Source organism: Streptomyces sp. AC555_RSS877 (assembly GCF_019049245.1).
GTDB lineage: Bacteria > Actinomycetota > Actinomycetes > Streptomycetales > Streptomycetaceae > Streptomyces.
In genome coordinates this window covers 42,232-59,657 of sequence record NZ_JAGMUK010000004.1, presented here as the reverse complement: position 1 = coordinate 59,657, position 17,426 = coordinate 42,232, and the positions used below count along the sequence as shown (strand labels likewise).

Here is a 17,426-nt window from a genome sequence, read left to right as displayed (position 1 = left end):
CGCCCGGGGGACCGTCCCCGCATGGCAGGATCGGTAGGCCATGACTGTGCCCACGAAGTCCCCGCACCCCATGAACAGCCCTGTCGGTGACGCCCCCGGCGAGCCGTTCCACGCCCCCGTCATCGACTGGTTCGACGAGCACGCCCGCGACCTGCCCTGGCGGCGGCCCGAGGCCGGTTCGTGGGGGGTGATGGTCAGTGAGTTCATGTTGCAGCAGACGCCGGTGAACCGCGTCCTTCCCGTCTACGAGCAGTGGCTGGCCCGCTGGCCGCGCCCCGCCGACCTGGCCGCGGAGGCCCCCGGCGAGGCCGTGCGCGCCTGGGGCCGGCTCGGCTATCCGCGTCGCGCCCTGCGCCTGCACGGAGCGGCGGTCGCCATAACGGAACGGCACGGCGGTGACGTACCGACGGACCACGCGCAGCTGCTCGCGCTGCCGGGTATCGGGGAGTACACGGCCGCGGCCGTGGCGTCGTTCGCGTACGGGCAGCGGCACGCCGTGCTGGACACCAACGTCCGCCGGGTCTTCGCGCGGGCCGTCACCGGTGTGCAGTACCCGCCGAACGCCACCACCGCCGCCGAACGCAAGCTGGCCCGCGCGCTGTTGCCCGCGGACGAGGGGATCGCCGCCCGCTGGGCCGCCGCGTCCATGGAGCTCGGCGCGCTGGTGTGCACGGCCCGCAACGAGAACTGCCACCGCTGCCCGATCGCCGCGCAGTGCGCCTGGCGGCTCGCGGGCAAGCCCGAGCACGACGGTCCGCCGCGCCGCGGACAGACGTACGCCGGTACCGACCGTCAGGTCCGCGGCAAGCTGCTGGCCGTCCTGCGGGAGGCGCCCGCTCCCGTCCCGCAGGCGGCCCTGGACCGGGTGTGGCACGAGCCGGTGCAGCGCGCCCGGGCGCTGGACGGTCTGGTCGCGGACGGATTGGTGGAGCCACTGCCGGGTGGTTTGTATCGGCTGCCGTTGACCTGACGGCAAGTGCAAATCACCTCACACCATCCCTTTTCCGTACAACAACCGGCCCTGGCCTCACTGCTGTTACACAACCGACGGACAGCCGAGCGCTGGCCGAAGGCTGCTTCGGACAGCCCCGTGACAACCCCTCCGTAACTTCGTTTCCGTGCCCGACAGGCACGACAGGCAAGGAATCCGACGGCGACCAGGCCGGCCGGGAACGGGGAAGCGGGAGGCGGTCACCATGGCGCAGGGCGAGGTGCTCGAGTTCGAGGAGTACGTACGCACCCGGCAGGAGGCGCTGCTGCGCAGTGCCCGCCGGCTGGTCCCGGACCCGGTCGACGCGCAGGACCTGCTCCAGACGGCGCTCGTGCGGACGTACGGCCGCTGGGACGGCATAGCGGACAAGCGGCTCGCCGACGCCTACCTGCGCCGCGTCATGATCAACACGCGTACCGAGTGGTGGCGGGCCCGCAAACTGGAGGAGGTGCCGACCGAGCAGCTTCCGGACGCCTCGGTCGACGACGCCACCGAACAGCACGCGGACCGGGCGCTGCTGATGGACGTCATGAAGGTACTCGCCCCGAAGCAGCGCAGCGTCGTGGTGCTGCGACACTGGGAGCAGATGTCCACGGAGGAGACGGCCGCCGCCCTCGGCATGTCGGCCGGAACGGTCAAGAGCACGCTGCACCGGGCGCTCGCCCGGCTTCGCGAGGAGCTGGAGAGCCGCGATCTGGACGCACGCGCGCTGGAGCGTGAGGAGCGGGAGCGTTGCGCGGCCTAGGCACGAGGGCCGGTGGCATCGGGCGGGAGGCGGATGAGGGTTCCGACGGCAGTGGAACCCCCCGGCCCGCGTTCGTGCCGCCCGGCCGGGGGACCCTTCAGGCGGTGATCACGGCTGTGGCCGTGCTCGCCGCCCTCACCCTTTTCGTGGCCGCCTGCGGCACCGGCGGCACCGGCGCCCGTGACGAGGGGCCGGCCCGCAGCGACTCGGTGGCGGGCGCGGCCTCGCCCGCCGTCTCCACGACGGGCGCACGCGTGGACGCGGTGCGGCTCGTCAAGGACGATCCGGCGGTCTCCGCGGACGTCAAGCGCGAGCTGAAGCCCTGCGTGGGCGACGAGTACCCCGTCGACGTGTCGTACGGCGACCTGACCGGCGCCTCGTCCGACGACGTCGTCGTCAACGTGCTGACCTGCGGTGACGCTGTCGGCATCGGCTCGTACGTGTATCGCGAGGAAGGCGGTTCGTACCGGAATGTCTTCAAGGCCGAGCAGCCCCCGCTCTACGCGGAGATCGACCGCGGCGCCCTGGTGGTGACCAGGCAGGTGTACGAGAAGGGCGACCGGCTGGCGAGTCCGTCCGGCGAGGAGGTCACCACCTACCTCTGGACCACTGACCGCTTCGTGCGGAAGTTCAGCACGCGTACGGACTACAGCAAGGCCGTGGGCGGCGAGCCCACCCCGGTTCCGGGGAACTGACCCGCGCCGTGAACCGATCGGGGCCCCTGAACCGATCACCTGGTGACGGCACGGCACAAGGACTGAGAGCAGAGAGCAACGGGATGGCAGACCAGACCCACGTTCTGTTCGTCGAGGACGACGACGTCATCCGCGAGGCCACCCAGCTCGCCCTGGAGCGGGACGGCTTCGCGGTCACGGCCATGCCCGACGGGCTGTCGGGCCTGGAGGCGTTCCGTGCGGACCGCCCCGACATCGCCCTGCTGGACGTGATGGTCCCCGGGCTCGACGGGGTCAGCCTGTGCCGGCGGATCCGTGACGAGTCGACCGTCCCGGTGATCATGCTGTCCGCGCGCGCCGACTCGATCGACGTCGTGCTGGGCCTGGAGGCGGGCGCCGACGACTACGTGACCAAGCCCTTCGACGGCGCGGTCCTGGTCGCCCGGATCCGCGCGGTGCTGCGCCGCTTCGGGCACGCCGGCGGCGGCGACCGTACGGACGACTCCGCGGGCCCGGCGGCCGGCGGCGGCCTGCTGACCTTCGGCGAACTGGAGATCGACACCGAGGGCATGGAGGTGCGCCGGGCCGGGGAGCCGGTGGCGCTCACCCCCACCGAGATGCGGCTGCTCCTCGAGTTCTCCTCCGCGCCGGGCACGGTGCTCTCGCGCGACAAGCTGCTGGAGCGGGTGTGGGACTACGGCTGGGGCGGTGACACCCGCGTCGTCGACGTCCATGTGCAGCGACTGCGCACGAAGATCGGCCAGGACCGGATCGAGACGGTCCGCGGCTTCGGCTACAAGTTGAAGGCCTGAGCAGGTAGGGGTATCGGGTTATGCGGGGGAATCTTCGGCGCCCGGTCCCGGAGCGCACGGGCATACGCACGGCGGCCGGCACGCGTGCCGGGTTCCCGGACGCCCGTATCGGCACTCCAGGCGCCCGGAGCGGCCTCCCCGGCTCGCGCATCGCCCTTCCGGGCATGCGCACGGGACTCAGATGGAAGCTGAGCGCGGCCATCGCGCTGGTCGGAGCGCTGGTGGCGATCACGCTCAGCCTCGTCGTGCACAACGCGGCCCGGGTCTCGATGCTGGACAACGCGCGTGACCTCGCAGACGAGCGCGTCCAGATCGCACAGCGCAACTACGAGGTGGCCCAGCGGCCCAACTTCCCCAACATCAAGATCGACGACCCGGAGCTGCCGACGGCACTGCGGGAGAAGGTCGAGCAGGGACGCCGGGCCACCTACGTCTCCGACCGGCCGGACGGGGTGCCGGACATCTGGGCTGCCGTGCCGGTCAAGGGCGGCCATGTGCTGTCGCTGCACACCGGGTTCACCGACCGCAGCACGGACATCCTCAACGACCTCGACCAGGCCCTGGTGATCGGCTCCATCGCGGTCGTCCTCGGCGGCAGCGCGCTCGGCGTGCTCATCGGCGGGCAGCTGTCGCGCCGGCTGCGCAAGGCGGCCGCCGCGGCGAACCAGGTCGCGGGCGGCGAGTCGAACGTGCGGGTGCGGGACGCCATCGGCGGGGTCGTACGGGACGAGACCGACGATCTGGCCAGCGCGGTGGACGCGATGGCGGACGCGTTGCAGCAGCGGCTGGAGGCGGAGCGCCGGGTCACCGCGGACATCGCGCACGAGCTGCGCACACCGGTGACCGGGCTGCTGACGGCCGCCGAACTGCTGCCGCCGGGCCGCCCCACGGAACTGGTCCTCGACCGGGCCAAGGCCATGCGCACGCTCGTCGAGGACGTGCTGGAGGTGGCTCGCCTCGACGGGGCCTCTGAGCGGGCCGAGCTGCAGGACATCATGCTGGGCGAGTTCGTCGGCCGGCGGGTGGCGGCGAAGGACCCCGCGGTCGAGGTCCGGGTGGTGCACGAGTCCGAGGTCACGACCGACCCGCGACGCCTGGAGCGCGTGCTGTTCAACCTGCTCGCCAACGCCGCCCGGCACGGCAGGCCGCCGATCCAGGTCACCGTCGAGGGCCGGGTCATCCGGGTCCGAGACCACGGCCCCGGTTTCCCCGAGGACCTCCTCGCCGACGGCCCGAGCCGCTTCCGCACCGGCAGCACCGACCGGTCCGGCCACGGCCACGGCCTGGGCCTGACCATCGCGGCCGGGCAGGCGCGGGTGCTCGGCGCCCGCCTGACCTTCCGCAACGTACGGCCGGCGGGCGCGCCGGAGGAGGTACCGGCGGAGGGGGCGGTGGCGGTGCTGTGGCTCCCGGAGCACGCGCCGACGGCCACCGGGAGCTATCCGATGATGCCGACATCGGGGAAGGCATCGGGGAAGGCATCGGGCAAGGCATCGGGGAAGGCATCCGGGAAGTGAGCTGAGCCGGGCACGCGCGCACGAAGAAGGCCCCCGGGCGGACACCGCCGGGAGGCCTTCGCTTCGGGTCCGGGTCCGGACCCGGGTCAGACGATCTCGGACACCGGCGGCTGCGCCGCGTTCTCCTCGGTCGAACCCTTCTGCTCCTTCTGCGGTCCCGCGCCCTTCAGCGGAACCTCCTTCACGAACCACGACGCCACCATCGCGACCAACGCCACCGCGGCCCCCAGCAGGAACGCCGAGTGCGTGCCGGCCGACACCGCGTGCTGGTACGCCTCGCGCGCCGCCTCCGGCAGCTTCGCCAGGCTCGCCGCGTCCAACTGCGCGGACTGCTCGGTCACCTTGGAGCCCAGCGCACCGGCCCGCTCGGACATGACGTGCTGGACGCGGTTGTTGAACAGCGCGCCCATGATCGCGACGCCGAACGAGGAGCCGAGCGTACGGAAGAGGGTCGTGGAGGAGGACGCGACGCCCATGTCCTTCATCTCCACGCTGTTCTGCGCGACCAGCATGGTGATCTGCATCAGGCAGCCCATACCGAGACCGACGACGGCCATGTACACACCGGAGGTGATCCGCGAGGTGTCCGTGTCCATCAGGGAGAGCAGGTACAGCCCGACGACCATCAGGACGCTGCCGACGATCGGAAAGACCTTGTACCTGCCGGTGTTCGTGGTGACCCGTCCCGCGACCATCGAGGTGACGAGCATCGCGCCGAGCATCGGCAGGAGCAGCAGCCCGGAGTTGGTCGCGGAGGCACCCTGAACGGACTGCTGGTACAGCGGCAGGAAGAGGGTCGCGCCGAACATCACGAAGCCGGTGATGAAGCCGATGACCGACATCAGGGTGAAGTTGAGGCTGCGGAAGATGTGCAGCGGCACGACCGGCTCGGCGGCCTTGGTCTGCCAGAACACGAACCCGATGAGGGAGGCGACGCCTATCCCGATGAGCTCCATGATCCGCGCGGACGTCCAGGCGTACTGCGAGCCGCCCCAGGTGGTGACGAGCACGATGGCGGTGATGCCGACGGTCAGCAGCCCGGCGCCCAGGTAGTCGATCCGTGCCTGCGACCGCTTCTTCGGCAGTTGCAGGACGACGCTGATCGCGGCGAGCGCGATCACACCGAGCGGCAGGTTGATGTAGAAGGACCAGCGCCAGCCCCAGTTGTCCGTGATGGTGCCGCCGACCAGCGGGCCGCCGATCATCGCGAGCGCCATGACGCCGGCCATCATGCCCTGGTACTTGCCGCGCTCCCGCGGCGGAATCAGGTCACCGATGATCGCCATGACGCCGACCATCAGACCGCCCGCGCCGAGACCCTGCACGGCACGGAAGCCGATCAGCTGTCCCATGTCCTGGGCCATGCCGCTGAGCGCGGATCCGATGAGGAAGAGCACGATCGAGCTCATGAAGACGCCCTTGCGCCCGTACATGTCGCCGAGCTTGCCCCACAGCGGGGTGGAGGCGGCGGTCGCGAGCGTGTAGGCGGTGACGACCCAGGAAAGGTGTTCGAGTCCGCCGAGCTCGCCGACGATCGTCGGCATCGCGGTGCCGATGATCATGTTGTCGAGCATCGCGAGCATCATCGTGATCATGAGCGCGAGCAGGACGACCCGCACGCTCCGCGGTTGCTTCTCGGGTTCGGTCCCGACCGTCTGCGCGTCCGCCATCGTGCTCCCACTCCCCTGGGTACTGCCTCGGCCGACCACTTACTTGCCGACCGGCTAGTTGACTACACTCGGAAATTAGACCCGCAACTAGCCGGGCGTCAAGTAAGTTTTTGGGAAAGCGCGAGGAGTGCGACGATGGGCGGCACCATGGACGGCACCAGGCAGCGGCGCCGCGGGAACACCCGCCAGCGCATCCAGGACATCGCCCTCGAACTCTTCGCCGAACAGGGCTACGAGAAGACCTCGCTGCGCGAGATCGCCGAACGCCTGGACGTCACCAAGGCGGCGCTCTACTACCACTTCAAGACCAAGGAAGAGATCCTCGTCAGCATCTTCGAGGATCTGGCGAAGCCCATCGAGGACCTCATCGAGTGGGGCAAGGGCCAGCCGCACACCCTGGAGACGAAGCAGGAGATCGTACGGCGCTACAGCGACGCCCTGGACGGCGCCGCGCCCCTGTTCCGCTTCATGCAGGAGAACCAGGCGACCGTACGCGAGTTGCGCATCGGCGAGACCTTCAAGACCCGCATGCTCGGCATGCGCGACATCCTCATCGACCCGTCGGCGGACCTGGTCGACCAGGTCCGCTGCGTCAGCGCGATCTTCACGATGCACGCCGGGATGTTCGTCCTCCAGGACCTCGAAGGCGACCCGGAGGCCAAGCGCAAGGCGGTCCTGGAGGTGGCGACGGGCCTGGTGACCCAGGCCCATCAGGGCACCGGCGGGTCCTCGGGGAGGTCTTAGACCGGCCTGAGACCGCCTTGGACCGTCTCAGACCTTCACGCCCTTGGCGCGCAGGAAGGCGACCGGGTCGATGGCCGACCCGTAGTTCGCGGTCGTGCGGATCTCGAAGTGCAGGTGCGGACCGCTGGAGTTGCCGGTGCTGCCGGACAGGGCGATGCGCTGACCGGTCTTGACTACCTGACCGATCCTCACGTCGATGCGCGAGAGGTGGGCGTACTGGGAGTACGTCCCGTTGCCGTGCTTGATGACGACGGCGTTGCCGTACGCGGGGCCGTCGCCGGCGCCGTTGCCGCCCGCCTTGACGACCGTGCCGCCGTGCGTGGCGAGGACCTTGGTGCCGGTCGCCACGGCGAAGTCCTGCCCGCTGTGGGTGGACTGCCACATGCCGCCGGACTGGGCGAAGCTCGCGGACAGCCGGTACTTCGTCACCGGGTCGACCCAGGAAGCGGCCTTCGCGGCGGCGACGGACTTGGTGGCGGTCTTGGCGGCGGCGACCGTGGCCGTGCCGGTGTCGGCGGCGGCCGCGACTCCGGCCCCCAGCACAACCGACACTCCAAGGCCGGTGGCCAGCACGGCCGCACGGGTGCGGAGCACGGACGTACGGGAAGAACGGGACGAGACACGCTGGGACATCGAAAACCTCATGGGGACGGGGACAGAGGAGCCACCCGGCGCACAGGCAGCTGCCGGGTGGGCCATCCCTTGGTAACCCGGGGCCCCACGGACTCCCAAACCTGTGATCTACGACTAAAGGTAGTACCTGCCCACAAAACTCCCTTCTTCTTGACAGAACCCCCATGCGGAATGAATCGGTCACCATCCCACCTATGGCGGCAAATCATGGAGACAGTTCCGACCTAAAGTCCCTTTTGCCCACCTGGCGACTTCCACTATTCCGCGTAGTAACGGACAAATCGCCTGTGCGGCATGTCACCGGGCCGCGAGAACCCCGATCTTTGAATTCCCGCCCCATGTGACGCACGTCTCTGGCTACTTACCACCCAGTAACCCTACGGTTCCCCTCGCGCCACCCTCACCCACGAGCATGCACCCGACAACTGCAGAACGTCCGGACGTGAGAGGAACCCCCACATGACACGACGACGCCCCTGGGCTCGCCGCGCAGCCGTCACCGCCGTCTCAGCAGCCGCCCTCGTGGCGCTGGCCGTCCCCGCCGAGGCCGCGACGACGACCACCAGCACCTCCACGACCGCCACGGCCACGGCCACCGCCGCCGCCGCCGACGTCGACTACGCGACCTGGCAGCAGGACTGCCAGGCCCTGATGGGCCAGGCCCTGCCCTACCTGAAGCAGCGGATAGCGAACACGAAGCCGGGCGAGAAGCAGGCGATCGTCTTCGACATCGACAACACCACCCTGGAGACCGACTTCGGCTTCAGCTACCCCTCGCCGGCCAACCAGCCGGTCCTGGACGTCGCCGAGTACGCCCAGGACCACGGCGTCGCCCTGTTCTTCGTGACGGCCCGGCCCGGGATCATCTACTCGCTGACCGACTACAACCTGGAGCACGTCGGCTACGAGGTCTCCGGCCTCTACGTCCGCAGCTTCGTCGACCTCTTCAAGGACGTCGCCGCCTACAAGACCGCCCAGCGCGTCGACATCGAGTCCAAGGGCTACACGATCATCGCGAACATCGGCAACAACGCCACCGACCTGTCGGGCGGCCACGCCGAGAAGACGTACAAGCTGCCGGACTACGAAGGCCAGCTGTCCTGACACCCGCCGACTGATCCCGGCTGACTGACCCCAGCCGCACCCTCGACCGGCGCTGACGCCGCGCTGAAGCGGCACTGAAGCGGCACTGAAGCGGTGCTGGGTCGGCGCTGGAGCCGAAAAAAGGGGCCGCCCCGGAACCGAAGTCCCGGGGCGGCCCCTCTCGTACGTGACGCTTACGCGTCCTTGCTCAGGTTGGGACCTGCCCCACCGGCCGCCTGCTCGATCGGCGGAACGTCCGGCAGTGCCGACTTCTCCTCACCCCGGAAGGTGAAGGTGGCGGTCTCGCCCTCGCCCTCGGTGTCCACGACCACGATGTGACCGGGACGCAGCTCGCCGAAGAGGATCTTCTCCGACAGCGAGTCCTCGATCTCGCGCTGGATGGTGCGACGCAGCGGACGCGCACCCAGCACCGGGTCGTAACCCTTCTTGGACAGCAGCTCCTTGGCGGACTGGGAGAGCTCGATGCCCATGTCCCGGTCCTTCAGGCGCTCGTCGACCTTGCCGATCATCAGGTCGACGATCCGCAGGATGTCCGCCTGCGTCAGCTGCGGGAAGACGACGACGTCGTCGACGCGGTTGAGGAACTCGGGGCGGAAGTGCTGCTTGAGCTCGTCCGAGACCTTGTTCTTCATGCGCTCGTAGTTGGACTTCTTGTCGCCCGAGGCCGCGAAGCCCAGGTTGAAGCCCTTGGAGATGTCCCGGGTGCCGAGGTTGGTCGTCATGATGATGACCGTGTTCTTGAAGTCGACGACCCGGCCCTGGGAGTCGGTCAGGCGACCGTCCTCCAGGATCTGCAGCAGCGAGTTGAAGATGTCCGGGTGGGCCTTCTCGACCTCGTCGAAGAGGACGACGGAGAACGGCTTGCGGCGGACCTTCTCGGTCAGCTGGCCGCCCTCTTCGTAGCCCACGTATCCGGGAGGCGAACCGAACAGGCGCGACACTGTGTGCTTCTCGCTGAACTCCGACATGTCGAGGGAGATCAGCGCGTCCTCGTCACCGAAGAGGAACTCGGCGAGCGCCTTGGACAGCTCGGTCTTACCGACACCGGACGGGCCGGCGAAGATGAACGAACCACCGGGACGCTTCGGGTCCTTCAGACCGGCACGCGTACGACGGATCGCCTTGGACAGCGCCTTGACGGCGTCGACCTGGCCGATGACCCGCTTGTGGAGCTCGTCCTCCATGCGCAGCAGACGCGAGGACTCCTCCTCGGTCAGCTTGAAGACCGGGATGCCGGTGGCGGTCGCGAGGACCTCGGCGATCAGCTCGCCGTCGACCTCGGCGACGACGTCCATGTCGCCGGCCTTCCACTCCTTCTCGCGCTTGGCCTTCGCGGCGAGCAGCTGCTTCTCCTTGTCGCGGAGAGAAGCGGCCTTCTCGAAGTCCTGCGAGTCGATCGCGGACTCCTTGTCGCGGCGGACGCCGGCGATCTTCTCGTCGAACTCGCGCAGGTCCGGCGGCGCGGTCATCCGGCGGATACGCATCCGGGAACCGGCCTCGTCGATCAGGTCGATCGCCTTGTCCGGCAGGAAGCGGTCCGAGATGTACCGGTCGGCCAGCGTGGCGGCCTGGACCAGCGCCTCGTCCGTGATGGAGACGCGGTGGTGCGCCTCGTACCGGTCGCGCAGACCCTTGAGGATCTCGATGGTGTGCGGCAGGGACGGCTCCGCGACCTGGATGGGCTGGAAGCGGCGCTCGAGAGCCGCGTCCTTCTCCAGGTGCTTGCGGTACTCGTCCAGCGTCGTCGCACCGATGGTCTGCAGCTCACCGCGGGCCAGCATCGGCTTCAGGATCGAAGCGGCGTCGATGGCGCCCTCGGCGGCACCCGCACCGACCAGCGTGTGCAGCTCGTCGATGAACAGAATGATGTCGCCGCGGGTGCGGATCTCCTTGAGGACCTTCTTCAGGCGCTCTTCGAAGTCACCGCGGTAGCGGGAGCCGGCGACCAGCGCGCCGAGGTCCAGGGTGTAGAGGTGCTTGTCCTTGAGGGTCTCGGGCACCTCGCCCTTGACGATGGCCTGGGCGAGGCCCTCGACGACGGCGGTCTTGCCGACGCCGGGCTCACCGATCAGGACCGGGTTGTTCTTGGTGCGGCGGGACAGCACCTGCATGACCCGCTCGATCTCCTTCTCGCGCCCGATGACCGGGTCGAGCTTGGACTCACGAGCGGCCTGGGTGAGGTTCCGGCCGAACTGGTCGAGGACCAGGGACGTCGAGGGCGTGCCCTCGGCAGGCCCGCCGGCGGCGGCGGTCTCCTTGCCCTGGTATCCGGAGAGCAGCTGGATGACCTGCTGCCGCACCCGGTTGAGATCTGCGCCCAGCTTGACCAGGACCTGGGCGGCGACGCCCTCGCCCTCACGGATCAGGCCGAGCAGGATGTGCTCCGTGCCGATGTAGTTGTGGCCCAGCTGAAGAGCCTCGCGGAGCGACAGCTCCAGGACCTTCTTGGCACGGGGGGTGAAGGGGATGTGCCCGGACGGGGCCTGCTGCCCCTGCCCGATGATCTCCTCCACCTGCTGGCGGACCGCCTCGAGCGAAATCCCGAGGCTCTCAAGGGCCTTGGCGGCGACACCCTCACCCTCGTGGATCAGGCCCAGGAGGATGTGCTCGGTGCCGATGTAGTTGTGGTTGAGCATCCGGGCTTCTTCCTGAGCCAGGACGACAACCCGCCGCGCGCGGTCGGTGAACCTCTCGAACATCGTTAATCGCTCCTCAGAGCGGTCAGGCAGTGGGGGGAACTTCCCCTCCCTGTCCTTCCGCAGCTTAGTCCCGCAAGCGGGGACCGCTCATTCCAACTGCCGACACCGTCCTTGGCCTCCTGACCCCGAACGCCGACATCTGCTCCAACCTGATGGTGCGAGACGATGTTCCCGCAGGCCAAGCAGTTACCCCTACCATCAGTACGCCGATGGCGAACGTGAGACGGCCTGTCCTGCGTGTCGCCCCCTCCCACTAGGGAAGTCTTACCCGCTGGGACTGACACTCCATGCCGCGCGCCCTGATTCCCTCCGCTATGGGCGAACAACCTTGTTCCTCCCCGCGCCCCTACAGGTCACTTTTTCCGGCACTCTGCGCAATCTCCAGCACACTCAGCGTAACTCGCGGGCTCTTTCGACGGTTGCACTTGGCATGGTTGGCACCCTCCCCCCGGTCACCACCGAACTCACCACGGTCCCCCGCCCCCGACAGCCGCTCGATTCGAGCGATCAGGTCCGCCGGTGGTACGAGAACGAACTGGGCTGGCCGACAGTGCCCGCACACCCCGGATCCCCCGGAAACGGGGTCCTCGGAACGCCAGGGGTTCCGCTACGGACGCCAGGCGCTCCACTACGGACGCCAGGGGCTCCGGTACGGCTGTCCGTGGGCCTGCGTTTCGACGTCCTCGAGGTGCCGGCCGAGGCGGGTCACGCGGCGCTTCGCCACCTGTCGCCGGGCTCTCCGGTGGCCCTTCAGGGTGACCGGATGCGGCTGCTGGTGGCTGCGGGCAGCACGGAGGAACTGCCCGGAGTCCTGGCCTGGCTGGAGTGGGGAGCGCTGACGCTCGACCTCACGGCGATCGGCGAAGGCGGCGTGATGGACGCGCCGCTGCCGCCGGGCCGGCGCTGCTCGGGAGCCGTGCAGGGGGCCGCCGTATGGCTGCGGCCCCCCGAGCCCGGGTACGAGGTCGAGGCCTCGCTGCCGACGTTGTCGGCCGTGGGGGGCGGAGGGGGCGCCCCCGATCTCGCACGAGTGGTGGACACCATGGCAGCACAGTGCCACCGCCTGCGGCTGCGACGCGCATGCGCCGGGCAGCTCGCCCGCTCGTAAGTGCCGTAGGCCGTGATCAGCCGTTGGCGTCCTCGTATGCCTTGCGAATCGTCGCCGGAACGCGGCCGCGGTCATTGACCTCGTAACCGTTCTCCTTGGCCCACGCGCGAATCTGCGCGGTGTCCTGGCTGCCACCGGAAGCGGCACGTGCCTTTCCACGCCCACCCGAAGTACGGCCTCCGGTACGACGACCGCCCTTCACGTAAGGGTCGAGAAGACCACGCAGCTTGTCCGCATTGGCGGTCGTGAGATCGATCTCGTACGTCTTGCCGTCCAGCGCGAACGTGACGGTCTCGTCCGCCTCGCCGCCGTCGATGTCATCGACAAGAAGGACCTGAACCTTCTGTGCCACCGGATTTCCTTTCATCCAAAAACTTCTGGGTCGGGGGTCGCGGCGTCCGCCGTTTCGCCGTCCCCTGTTATATGCAGTACTGCAGTACGTCGGAAAGCAAACCGCTTTTGCCGGAAAAACACAAACCCCCGGCAGAGACTGACGGGCCCGCTCCAGTCCGGAAACATGCGCGTTTCGGACATAGGGAACCTGGGCAGGGCGAGTCCGGCCGGAATAGGGCTCCCTTGCGGACCCTTGTCTTGACGTCCCTTGGGGGCTTGTCCCGCCAGTCGATCACAGATGCAGAAGCATCCGGCTGTTGCCCAAGGTGTTCGGTTTCACCCGTTCGAGACCGAGGAACTCTGCCACGCCTTCGTCATAGGAACGCAGGAGCTCCGCGTAGACATCGGTGTCAACGGGCGTCTCACCGATCTCGACGAAGCCGTGCTTGCCGAAGAAGTCCACTTCGAAGGTCAGACAAAAAACGCGGCGAACGCCGAGCCAGCGCGCGGTGTGCAGCAACTTCTCCAGCAACTGATGTCCGACACCGGCGCCCTTCAGTCCGGGCTTCACGGCGAGAGTGCGCACTTCCGCGAGGTCTTCCCACATCACATGCAGGGCGCCACAGCCGACGACCTCGGCGTTGTCGTCCCGTTCGGCGACCCAGAACTCCTGGATGTCCTCGTAAAGCGTGACCATCGCTTTGTCGAGCAGGATGCCGCCGCGGACGTACGCGTCAAGGAGGCGTCGTACGGCCTGGACATCGCCGGTACGGGCCCGCCGGACGGTGATGGCTTTTGCGGTGACTTCGGGACTCTCCGCCGAGGCACTCTCCGCTGAGCTCTCTGCTGACATGTGCGGACGCTATCGCCCGTCGCCCTCCGCTGCCGAGCCGGGGTTCTCCTCGGCAGTATGCGTGGCGGCCGGCGGAGCGGCTTCGGGCGTTTCCGGTCCCTCCACGATCCGGACGGCGTCCCTGAGGGCGAGCCGCTGTTCCTCGCTCATCATCCCGAAGAAGGCGACGAGAGCGGCGGCGGGGTTGTCGCTCTGCGACCAGGCGTCGTTCATCAACGCGGCGGCGTAGGCGGCCCGGGTGGAGACCGCCTCATATCGATAGGCCCGGCCTTCCGCCTCACGGCGCACCCAGCCCTTCTGATGGAGATTGTCCAAAACGGTCATCACCGTGGTGTAGGCGATGGACCGTTCCTGCTGAAGGTCTTCCAGGACTTCTCGAACGGTGACCGGGCGGTTCCACTTCCACACCCGCGTCATGACCGCGTCTTCGAGTTCTCCCAATGGGCGAGGCACAGCTCAGCACAATAGTGGGAATTCCCGGCATTGGCATGAGGGACGTGCGCTTTCATCGACAAACAACACAAAAAGGGCGTACAGCTCGAGGAATCCACGAGCCGTACGCCGGTGAGAGCGGTGCTCTCAGGCCTCGGTCCTGGCGGAGGCGGAGGCCTGGCGGTCACCCTCCACGCGCGCGAGGGCGGCGTCCACGGCCGCGTCCTCCTTGGCCTTGTTGGCGCCACCCTGGGTCTTCACGATCACCCGGATCAAACCGATGAAGAACACGGCCATGACGACCGGGGGCACGAGCGCGGAGACGTAGTCCATACGTCCAGAGTAGCCACGGGCCGGATGACGGCCGGGCCGGGGTGGGGCGAATCGGGCCGGAACGCTTCAGCCGGCGGCACGCTGCTGCGAGTCGGCGGGCGGTGGCGACGGCTTGCGGCGGGGGAAGACCTCGCCGGGGGTGGGAATGGGCCGCGCGGGCTTGGGAGCGTCGGGCACCGCCGGCTTGGGAGCGGGTCGCTCGGGCTGTGCGGGCCGTTCACCCGGCTTCTGTGCGGGCTTCTTGACGGGACCGGGGGCGGGTTCCTTGGCGAGACCGCCACCGAGAGGCCGGGCATCCCGGCTCGCGGCGGGGCCCTCGGGAGCCGCGGAGAGCCCCCCTGGCAGCGCCAGAAGACGGGTACGGGAGGCGGGCACCATCGGGGTGGACCAAACCACTGTGCGTCCTCCGCGGCGGGCCAGGCGGGCCCGTACGTCCTGCTCGGCCAGGGTCTGGCAGCGGTGCAGGAGGGTGGCCGCGACCGGGTTGCCCCGCAGGGCGCGGAGCGCGGCCAGGTCGTCGGGTTCCGGGCGGTACCCGGCGCTCAGCGCCTCCTCCAGGAGTGTGAGGTAGCCGGCGGCTGTGCCGGGCAGGGCGGCGCGGTAGCGGGCGAGGTCGGCCACCAGGAAGGCACGCAGCCGGGCGCCCTCGCGCGTCGCCTCGTCGAGGGACTCGGCGAGGCGGAGGCATTCCTGAACGTCCTCGGCCGAGGCGGGCGTGGGGTGCAGGGCGAGGGCGAGAGCGCGGCGGAGCACACGCAGCTCCTCCACACCGAACGCCATGCCGCCGCGGGATCCGTATGGCGTGGGCATGCGGCGACGATACGCGCTAATCAGACAAATTCGACATAAGTCAGCCGGGTGTGGCGCACGAGCCACCCGGGCGGACGCGCCCGGCTCCCGGCCTCGCCGCCGCCGCGCCCGCACGACCGGGTACGGGCAGGGGCGGCGGGGTGGGAACACCTGGCGCCGGCCCCCACGCCGCCGCTCACATGCGGGACACGTTCCGCTCGTACACCAGGCGCAACCCGATCAACGTCAGCCACGGCTCGTGCTCGTCGATCACGGAAGACTCACCCAGCACCATCGGCGCCAGTCCCCCGGTGGCGATCACCGTGACGTCCTCGGGATCCTCGGCGAGCTCCCGGGCCATGCGGCTCACCACTCCGTCCACCTGGCCCGCAAACCCGTAGATGATCCCCGCCTGCATGGCCTCGACGGTGTTCTTGCCGATGACGCTCCGCGGCCGGGCCACCTCGATCTTCCGGAGCTGCGCCCCCTTGACCCCCAACGCCTCGACGGAGATCTCGATACCGGGTGCGATGACACCGCCGACGTACTCCCCGCGCGCGGAGACCGCGTCGAAGGTCGTGGCCGTACCGAAGTCCACGACGATCGCGGGACCCCCGTACAGCTCGACCGCGGCGACCGCGTTGATGATCCGGTCCGCGCCGACCTCCTTGGGGTTGTCGGTCAGGATCGGTACGCCGGTCTTGACGCCCGGCTCGACCAGCACGGCCGGCACGTCGCCGTAGTACCGCCGCGTCACCTCGCGCAGCTCGTGCAGGACGGACGGAACCGTCGCGCAGATCGCGATGCCGTCGATGCCGTCGCCCAGTTCGTCCCCGAGGAGGGGGTGCATGCCCATCAGGCCCTGGAGGAGGACCGCCAGCTCGTCCGCCGTCCGGCGCGCGTCCGTCGAGATCCGCCAGTGTTCGACGATGTCCTCGCCGTCGAACAGACCCAGAACCGTGTGCGTGTTGCCTACGTCGATCGTGAGGAGCATCGCGACTACTCCGCCTCGCGCAGGTCCAGGCCGATGTCCAGGATCGGCGAGGAGTGGGTGAGGGCCCCCACGGCGAGGTAGTCGACGCCGGTGTCCGCATACGACGTGGCGTTCTCGAGGGTGAGCCGCCCCGAGGCCTCCAGCGCGGCACGGCCGTGGACGAGGGCCACCGCCTCCTCGCACTCCCCCGGCGTGAAGTTGTCCAGGAGGATCAGGTCGGCCCCGGCGTCCACGACCTCGCGCAGTTGGTGGAGGGTGTCGACCTCGACCTCGATCGGCACGTCCGGGAATGCCTCCCGGACGGCCTTGAAGGCCTGCGCGACGCCGCCCGCGGCGACCACGTGGTTGTCCTTGACCAGAGCCGCGTCGGACAGCGACATGCGGTGGTTGACGCCGCCTCCGCAGCGCACCGCGTACTTCTCCAGGGAGCGCAGCCCCGGCGTCGTCTTGCGGGTGTCGCGCACCCGCGCCTTGGTGCCCTCCAGAAGGTCCGCCCACGCGCGCGTGGCGGTCGCGATGCCCGACATGCGGCACAGCAGGTTGAGCGCGCTGCGTTCGGCGGTGAGCAGGTCACGCGTGCGCGTGGTGACCGACAGGAGCTTCTGCCCGGCCTCCACCCGGTCGCCGTCCTCCACGTGCCGCTCGACCTCGAACTCGTCCGCGCAGACGACCGAGACGACCGCTTCGGCGACCCTCAGGCCCGCCACGACGCCCGCCTCGCGCGCGGTGAAGTCGGCGGTGGCCACGGCGTCCTCGGGGATGGTCGCGACCGTCGTCACGTCCACTCCGTGGTCCAGGTCCTCCTGGATGGCGACGTTGGCGATGTCCTCAACCTCCACGGGGTCGAGTCCTGCGTCGGCCAGGAGCTGCGCGAGCGCGGGGTCGAGCCCGCACTCCAGGTACTCCTCGTCGGCGATGTCGGAGGCAGCGCCACAGGCACAGCCGTCGCCGCAGCCGCCGCTCTGGGCGAGGGGAAGGTCGGGGGTGCTCACTTC

Annotated in this window: 18 protein-coding genes; 8 read left to right on the top strand and 10 right to left on the bottom strand. The window is 69.2% G+C overall.

Going from position 1 to position 17,426, the window contains the following annotated elements:
• The first annotated feature begins 40 nt into the window (after positions 1-40).
• The 5 genes from KUM49_RS02790 to cseC all read left to right on the top strand — a co-directional run bounded on the left by KUM49_RS02790 (position 41) and on the right by cseC (position 4,739).
• A complete protein-coding gene (locus KUM49_RS02790) occupies positions 41-970 on the top strand; it encodes an A/G-specific adenine glycosylase (RefSeq protein ID WP_302185388.1) in 930 nt (309 codons plus the stop codon).
• 226 nt (positions 971-1,196) lie between these two features.
• Complete coding sequence (locus KUM49_RS02785) at positions 1,197-1,736, top strand: SigE family RNA polymerase sigma factor (RefSeq protein ID WP_030043385.1); 540 nt, start codon at positions 1,197-1,199, stop codon at positions 1,734-1,736.
• A 104-nt stretch (positions 1,737-1,840) separates the two neighbouring features.
• On the top strand, positions 1,841-2,431 hold the full coding sequence (locus tag KUM49_RS02780) for a hypothetical protein (RefSeq protein WP_308406531.1): 591 nt from the start codon (positions 1,841-1,843) through the stop codon (positions 2,429-2,431).
• A gap of 83 nt (positions 2,432-2,514) precedes the next feature.
• On the top strand, positions 2,515-3,222 hold the full coding sequence (gene cseB, locus KUM49_RS02775; protein WP_217235034.1) for a two-component system response regulator CseB: 708 nt from the start codon (positions 2,515-2,517) through the stop codon (positions 3,220-3,222).
• Positions 3,223-3,242: 20 nt separating this feature from the next.
• Entirely contained in the window at positions 3,243-4,739 is a 1,497-nt protein-coding gene (cseC, locus tag KUM49_RS02770; RefSeq protein WP_374200123.1) for a two-component system sensor histidine kinase CseC, read from the top strand.
• 86 nt (positions 4,740-4,825) lie between these two features.
• Here cseC and KUM49_RS02765 read toward each other — a convergent pair whose 3' ends face one another.
• Positions 4,826-6,409 carry an MDR family MFS transporter gene (locus KUM49_RS02765; RefSeq protein WP_217235032.1) on the bottom strand — a complete coding sequence of 528 codons (1,584 nt, stop codon included), beginning with the start codon at positions 6,407-6,409 and terminating at the stop codon, positions 4,826-4,828.
• 135 nt (positions 6,410-6,544) lie between these two features.
• Here KUM49_RS02765 and KUM49_RS02760 point away from each other — a divergent pair, with 135 nt between their 5' ends.
• The gene (locus KUM49_RS02760) at positions 6,545-7,153 is read left to right on the top strand and encodes a TetR/AcrR family transcriptional regulator (RefSeq protein WP_217235031.1); all 609 of its coding nucleotides are present in this window, start codon (positions 6,545-6,547) and stop codon (positions 7,151-7,153) included.
• A 27-nt stretch (positions 7,154-7,180) separates the two neighbouring features.
• On the opposite strand, the gene KUM49_RS02755 is transcribed toward KUM49_RS02760, so the two are convergent.
• Positions 7,181-7,786 carry a M23 family metallopeptidase gene (locus KUM49_RS02755; protein ID WP_217235030.1) on the bottom strand — a complete coding sequence of 202 codons (606 nt, stop codon included), beginning with the start codon at positions 7,784-7,786 and terminating at the stop codon, positions 7,181-7,183.
• A gap of 459 nt (positions 7,787-8,245) precedes the next feature.
• Here KUM49_RS02755 and KUM49_RS02750 point away from each other — a divergent pair, with 459 nt between their 5' ends.
• Entirely contained in the window at positions 8,246-8,890 is a 645-nt protein-coding gene (locus KUM49_RS02750) for an HAD family acid phosphatase (protein WP_217235029.1), read from the top strand.
• A 173-nt stretch (positions 8,891-9,063) separates the two neighbouring features.
• Here the strand turns inward: KUM49_RS02750 and KUM49_RS02745 are convergent, their stop codons facing one another.
• On the bottom strand, positions 9,064-11,589 hold the full coding sequence (locus tag KUM49_RS02745) for an ATP-dependent Clp protease ATP-binding subunit (RefSeq protein WP_217235028.1): 2,526 nt from the start codon (positions 11,587-11,589) through the stop codon (positions 9,064-9,066).
• A 430-nt stretch (positions 11,590-12,019) separates the two neighbouring features.
• Between KUM49_RS02745 and KUM49_RS02740 the strand changes: the two genes are divergently transcribed.
• Positions 12,020-12,697 carry an SCO3374 family protein gene (locus KUM49_RS02740; protein WP_217235027.1) on the top strand — a complete coding sequence of 226 codons (678 nt, stop codon included), beginning with the start codon at positions 12,020-12,022 and terminating at the stop codon, positions 12,695-12,697.
• Positions 12,698-12,713: 16 nt separating this feature from the next.
• Here the strand turns inward: KUM49_RS02740 and KUM49_RS02735 are convergent, their stop codons facing one another.
• The 7 genes from KUM49_RS02735 to nadC form a co-directional block, all read right to left on the bottom strand.
• Entirely contained in the window at positions 12,714-13,049 is a 336-nt protein-coding gene (locus KUM49_RS02735; protein WP_217235026.1) for an Lsr2 family protein, read from the bottom strand.
• A 273-nt stretch (positions 13,050-13,322) separates the two neighbouring features.
• A complete protein-coding gene (locus tag KUM49_RS02730) occupies positions 13,323-13,883 on the bottom strand; it encodes an amino-acid N-acetyltransferase (RefSeq protein WP_217235025.1) in 561 nt (186 codons plus the stop codon).
• A gap of 9 nt (positions 13,884-13,892) precedes the next feature.
• Positions 13,893-14,324 (bottom strand): BlaI/MecI/CopY family transcriptional regulator, encoded by a 432-nt coding sequence (locus KUM49_RS02725; RefSeq protein WP_217235024.1) that lies wholly within the window; start codon positions 14,322-14,324, stop codon positions 13,893-13,895.
• Positions 14,325-14,462: 138 nt separating this feature from the next.
• The gene (locus tag KUM49_RS02720) at positions 14,463-14,648 is read right to left on the bottom strand and encodes a hypothetical protein (RefSeq protein WP_217235023.1); all 186 of its coding nucleotides are present in this window, start codon (positions 14,646-14,648) and stop codon (positions 14,463-14,465) included.
• 66 nt (positions 14,649-14,714) lie between these two features.
• Positions 14,715-15,428, bottom strand: coding sequence for a hypothetical protein (locus KUM49_RS02715; protein WP_217235057.1), 714 nt, complete (start codon positions 15,426-15,428; stop codon positions 14,715-14,717).
• Positions 15,429-15,633: 205 nt separating this feature from the next.
• Positions 15,634-16,431, bottom strand: coding sequence for a type III pantothenate kinase (locus KUM49_RS02710; RefSeq protein ID WP_217235022.1), 798 nt, complete (start codon positions 16,429-16,431; stop codon positions 15,634-15,636).
• Positions 16,432-16,436: 5 nt separating this feature from the next.
• Positions 16,437-17,423 carry a carboxylating nicotinate-nucleotide diphosphorylase gene (gene nadC, locus KUM49_RS02705; RefSeq protein WP_217235021.1) on the bottom strand — a complete coding sequence of 329 codons (987 nt, stop codon included), beginning with the start codon at positions 17,421-17,423 and terminating at the stop codon, positions 16,437-16,439.
• Positions 17,424-17,426 lie beyond the last annotated feature (3 nt).

Bases quoted from the DNA above. Each gene is read 5' to 3' on its own strand.
- KUM49_RS02790 (WP_302185388.1), top strand. From the start codon at position 41: ATGACTGTGCCCACGAAGTCCCCGCACCCCATGAACAGCCCTGTCGGT.
- KUM49_RS02785 (WP_030043385.1), top strand. From the start codon at position 1,197: ATGGCGCAGGGCGAGGTGCTCGAGTTCGAGGAGTACGTACGCACCCGG.
- cseB (WP_217235034.1), top strand. From the start codon at position 2,515: ATGGCAGACCAGACCCACGTTCTGTTCGTCGAGGACGACGACGTCATC.
- cseC (WP_374200123.1), top strand. From the start codon at position 3,243: ATGCGGGGGAATCTTCGGCGCCCGGTCCCGGAGCGCACGGGCATACGC.
- KUM49_RS02765 (WP_217235032.1), bottom strand. From the start codon at position 6,409: ATGGCGGACGCGCAGACGGTCGGGACCGAACCCGAGAAGCAACCGCGG.
- KUM49_RS02760 (WP_217235031.1), top strand. From the start codon at position 6,545: ATGGGCGGCACCATGGACGGCACCAGGCAGCGGCGCCGCGGGAACACC.
- KUM49_RS02755 (WP_217235030.1), bottom strand. From the start codon at position 7,786: ATGTCCCAGCGTGTCTCGTCCCGTTCTTCCCGTACGTCCGTGCTCCGC.
- KUM49_RS02750 (WP_217235029.1), top strand. From the start codon at position 8,246: ATGACACGACGACGCCCCTGGGCTCGCCGCGCAGCCGTCACCGCCGTC.
- KUM49_RS02745 (WP_217235028.1), bottom strand. From the start codon at position 11,589: ATGTTCGAGAGGTTCACCGACCGCGCGCGGCGGGTTGTCGTCCTGGCT.
- KUM49_RS02740 (WP_217235027.1), top strand. From the start codon at position 12,020: ATGGTTGGCACCCTCCCCCCGGTCACCACCGAACTCACCACGGTCCCC.
- KUM49_RS02730 (WP_217235025.1), bottom strand. From the start codon at position 13,883: ATGTCAGCAGAGAGCTCAGCGGAGAGTGCCTCGGCGGAGAGTCCCGAA.
- KUM49_RS02720 (WP_217235023.1), bottom strand. From the start codon at position 14,648: ATGGACTACGTCTCCGCGCTCGTGCCCCCGGTCGTCATGGCCGTGTTC.
- KUM49_RS02715 (WP_217235057.1), bottom strand. From the start codon at position 15,428: ATGGCGTTCGGTGTGGAGGAGCTGCGTGTGCTCCGCCGCGCTCTCGCC.
- KUM49_RS02710 (WP_217235022.1), bottom strand. From the start codon at position 16,431: ATGCTCCTCACGATCGACGTAGGCAACACGCACACGGTTCTGGGTCTG.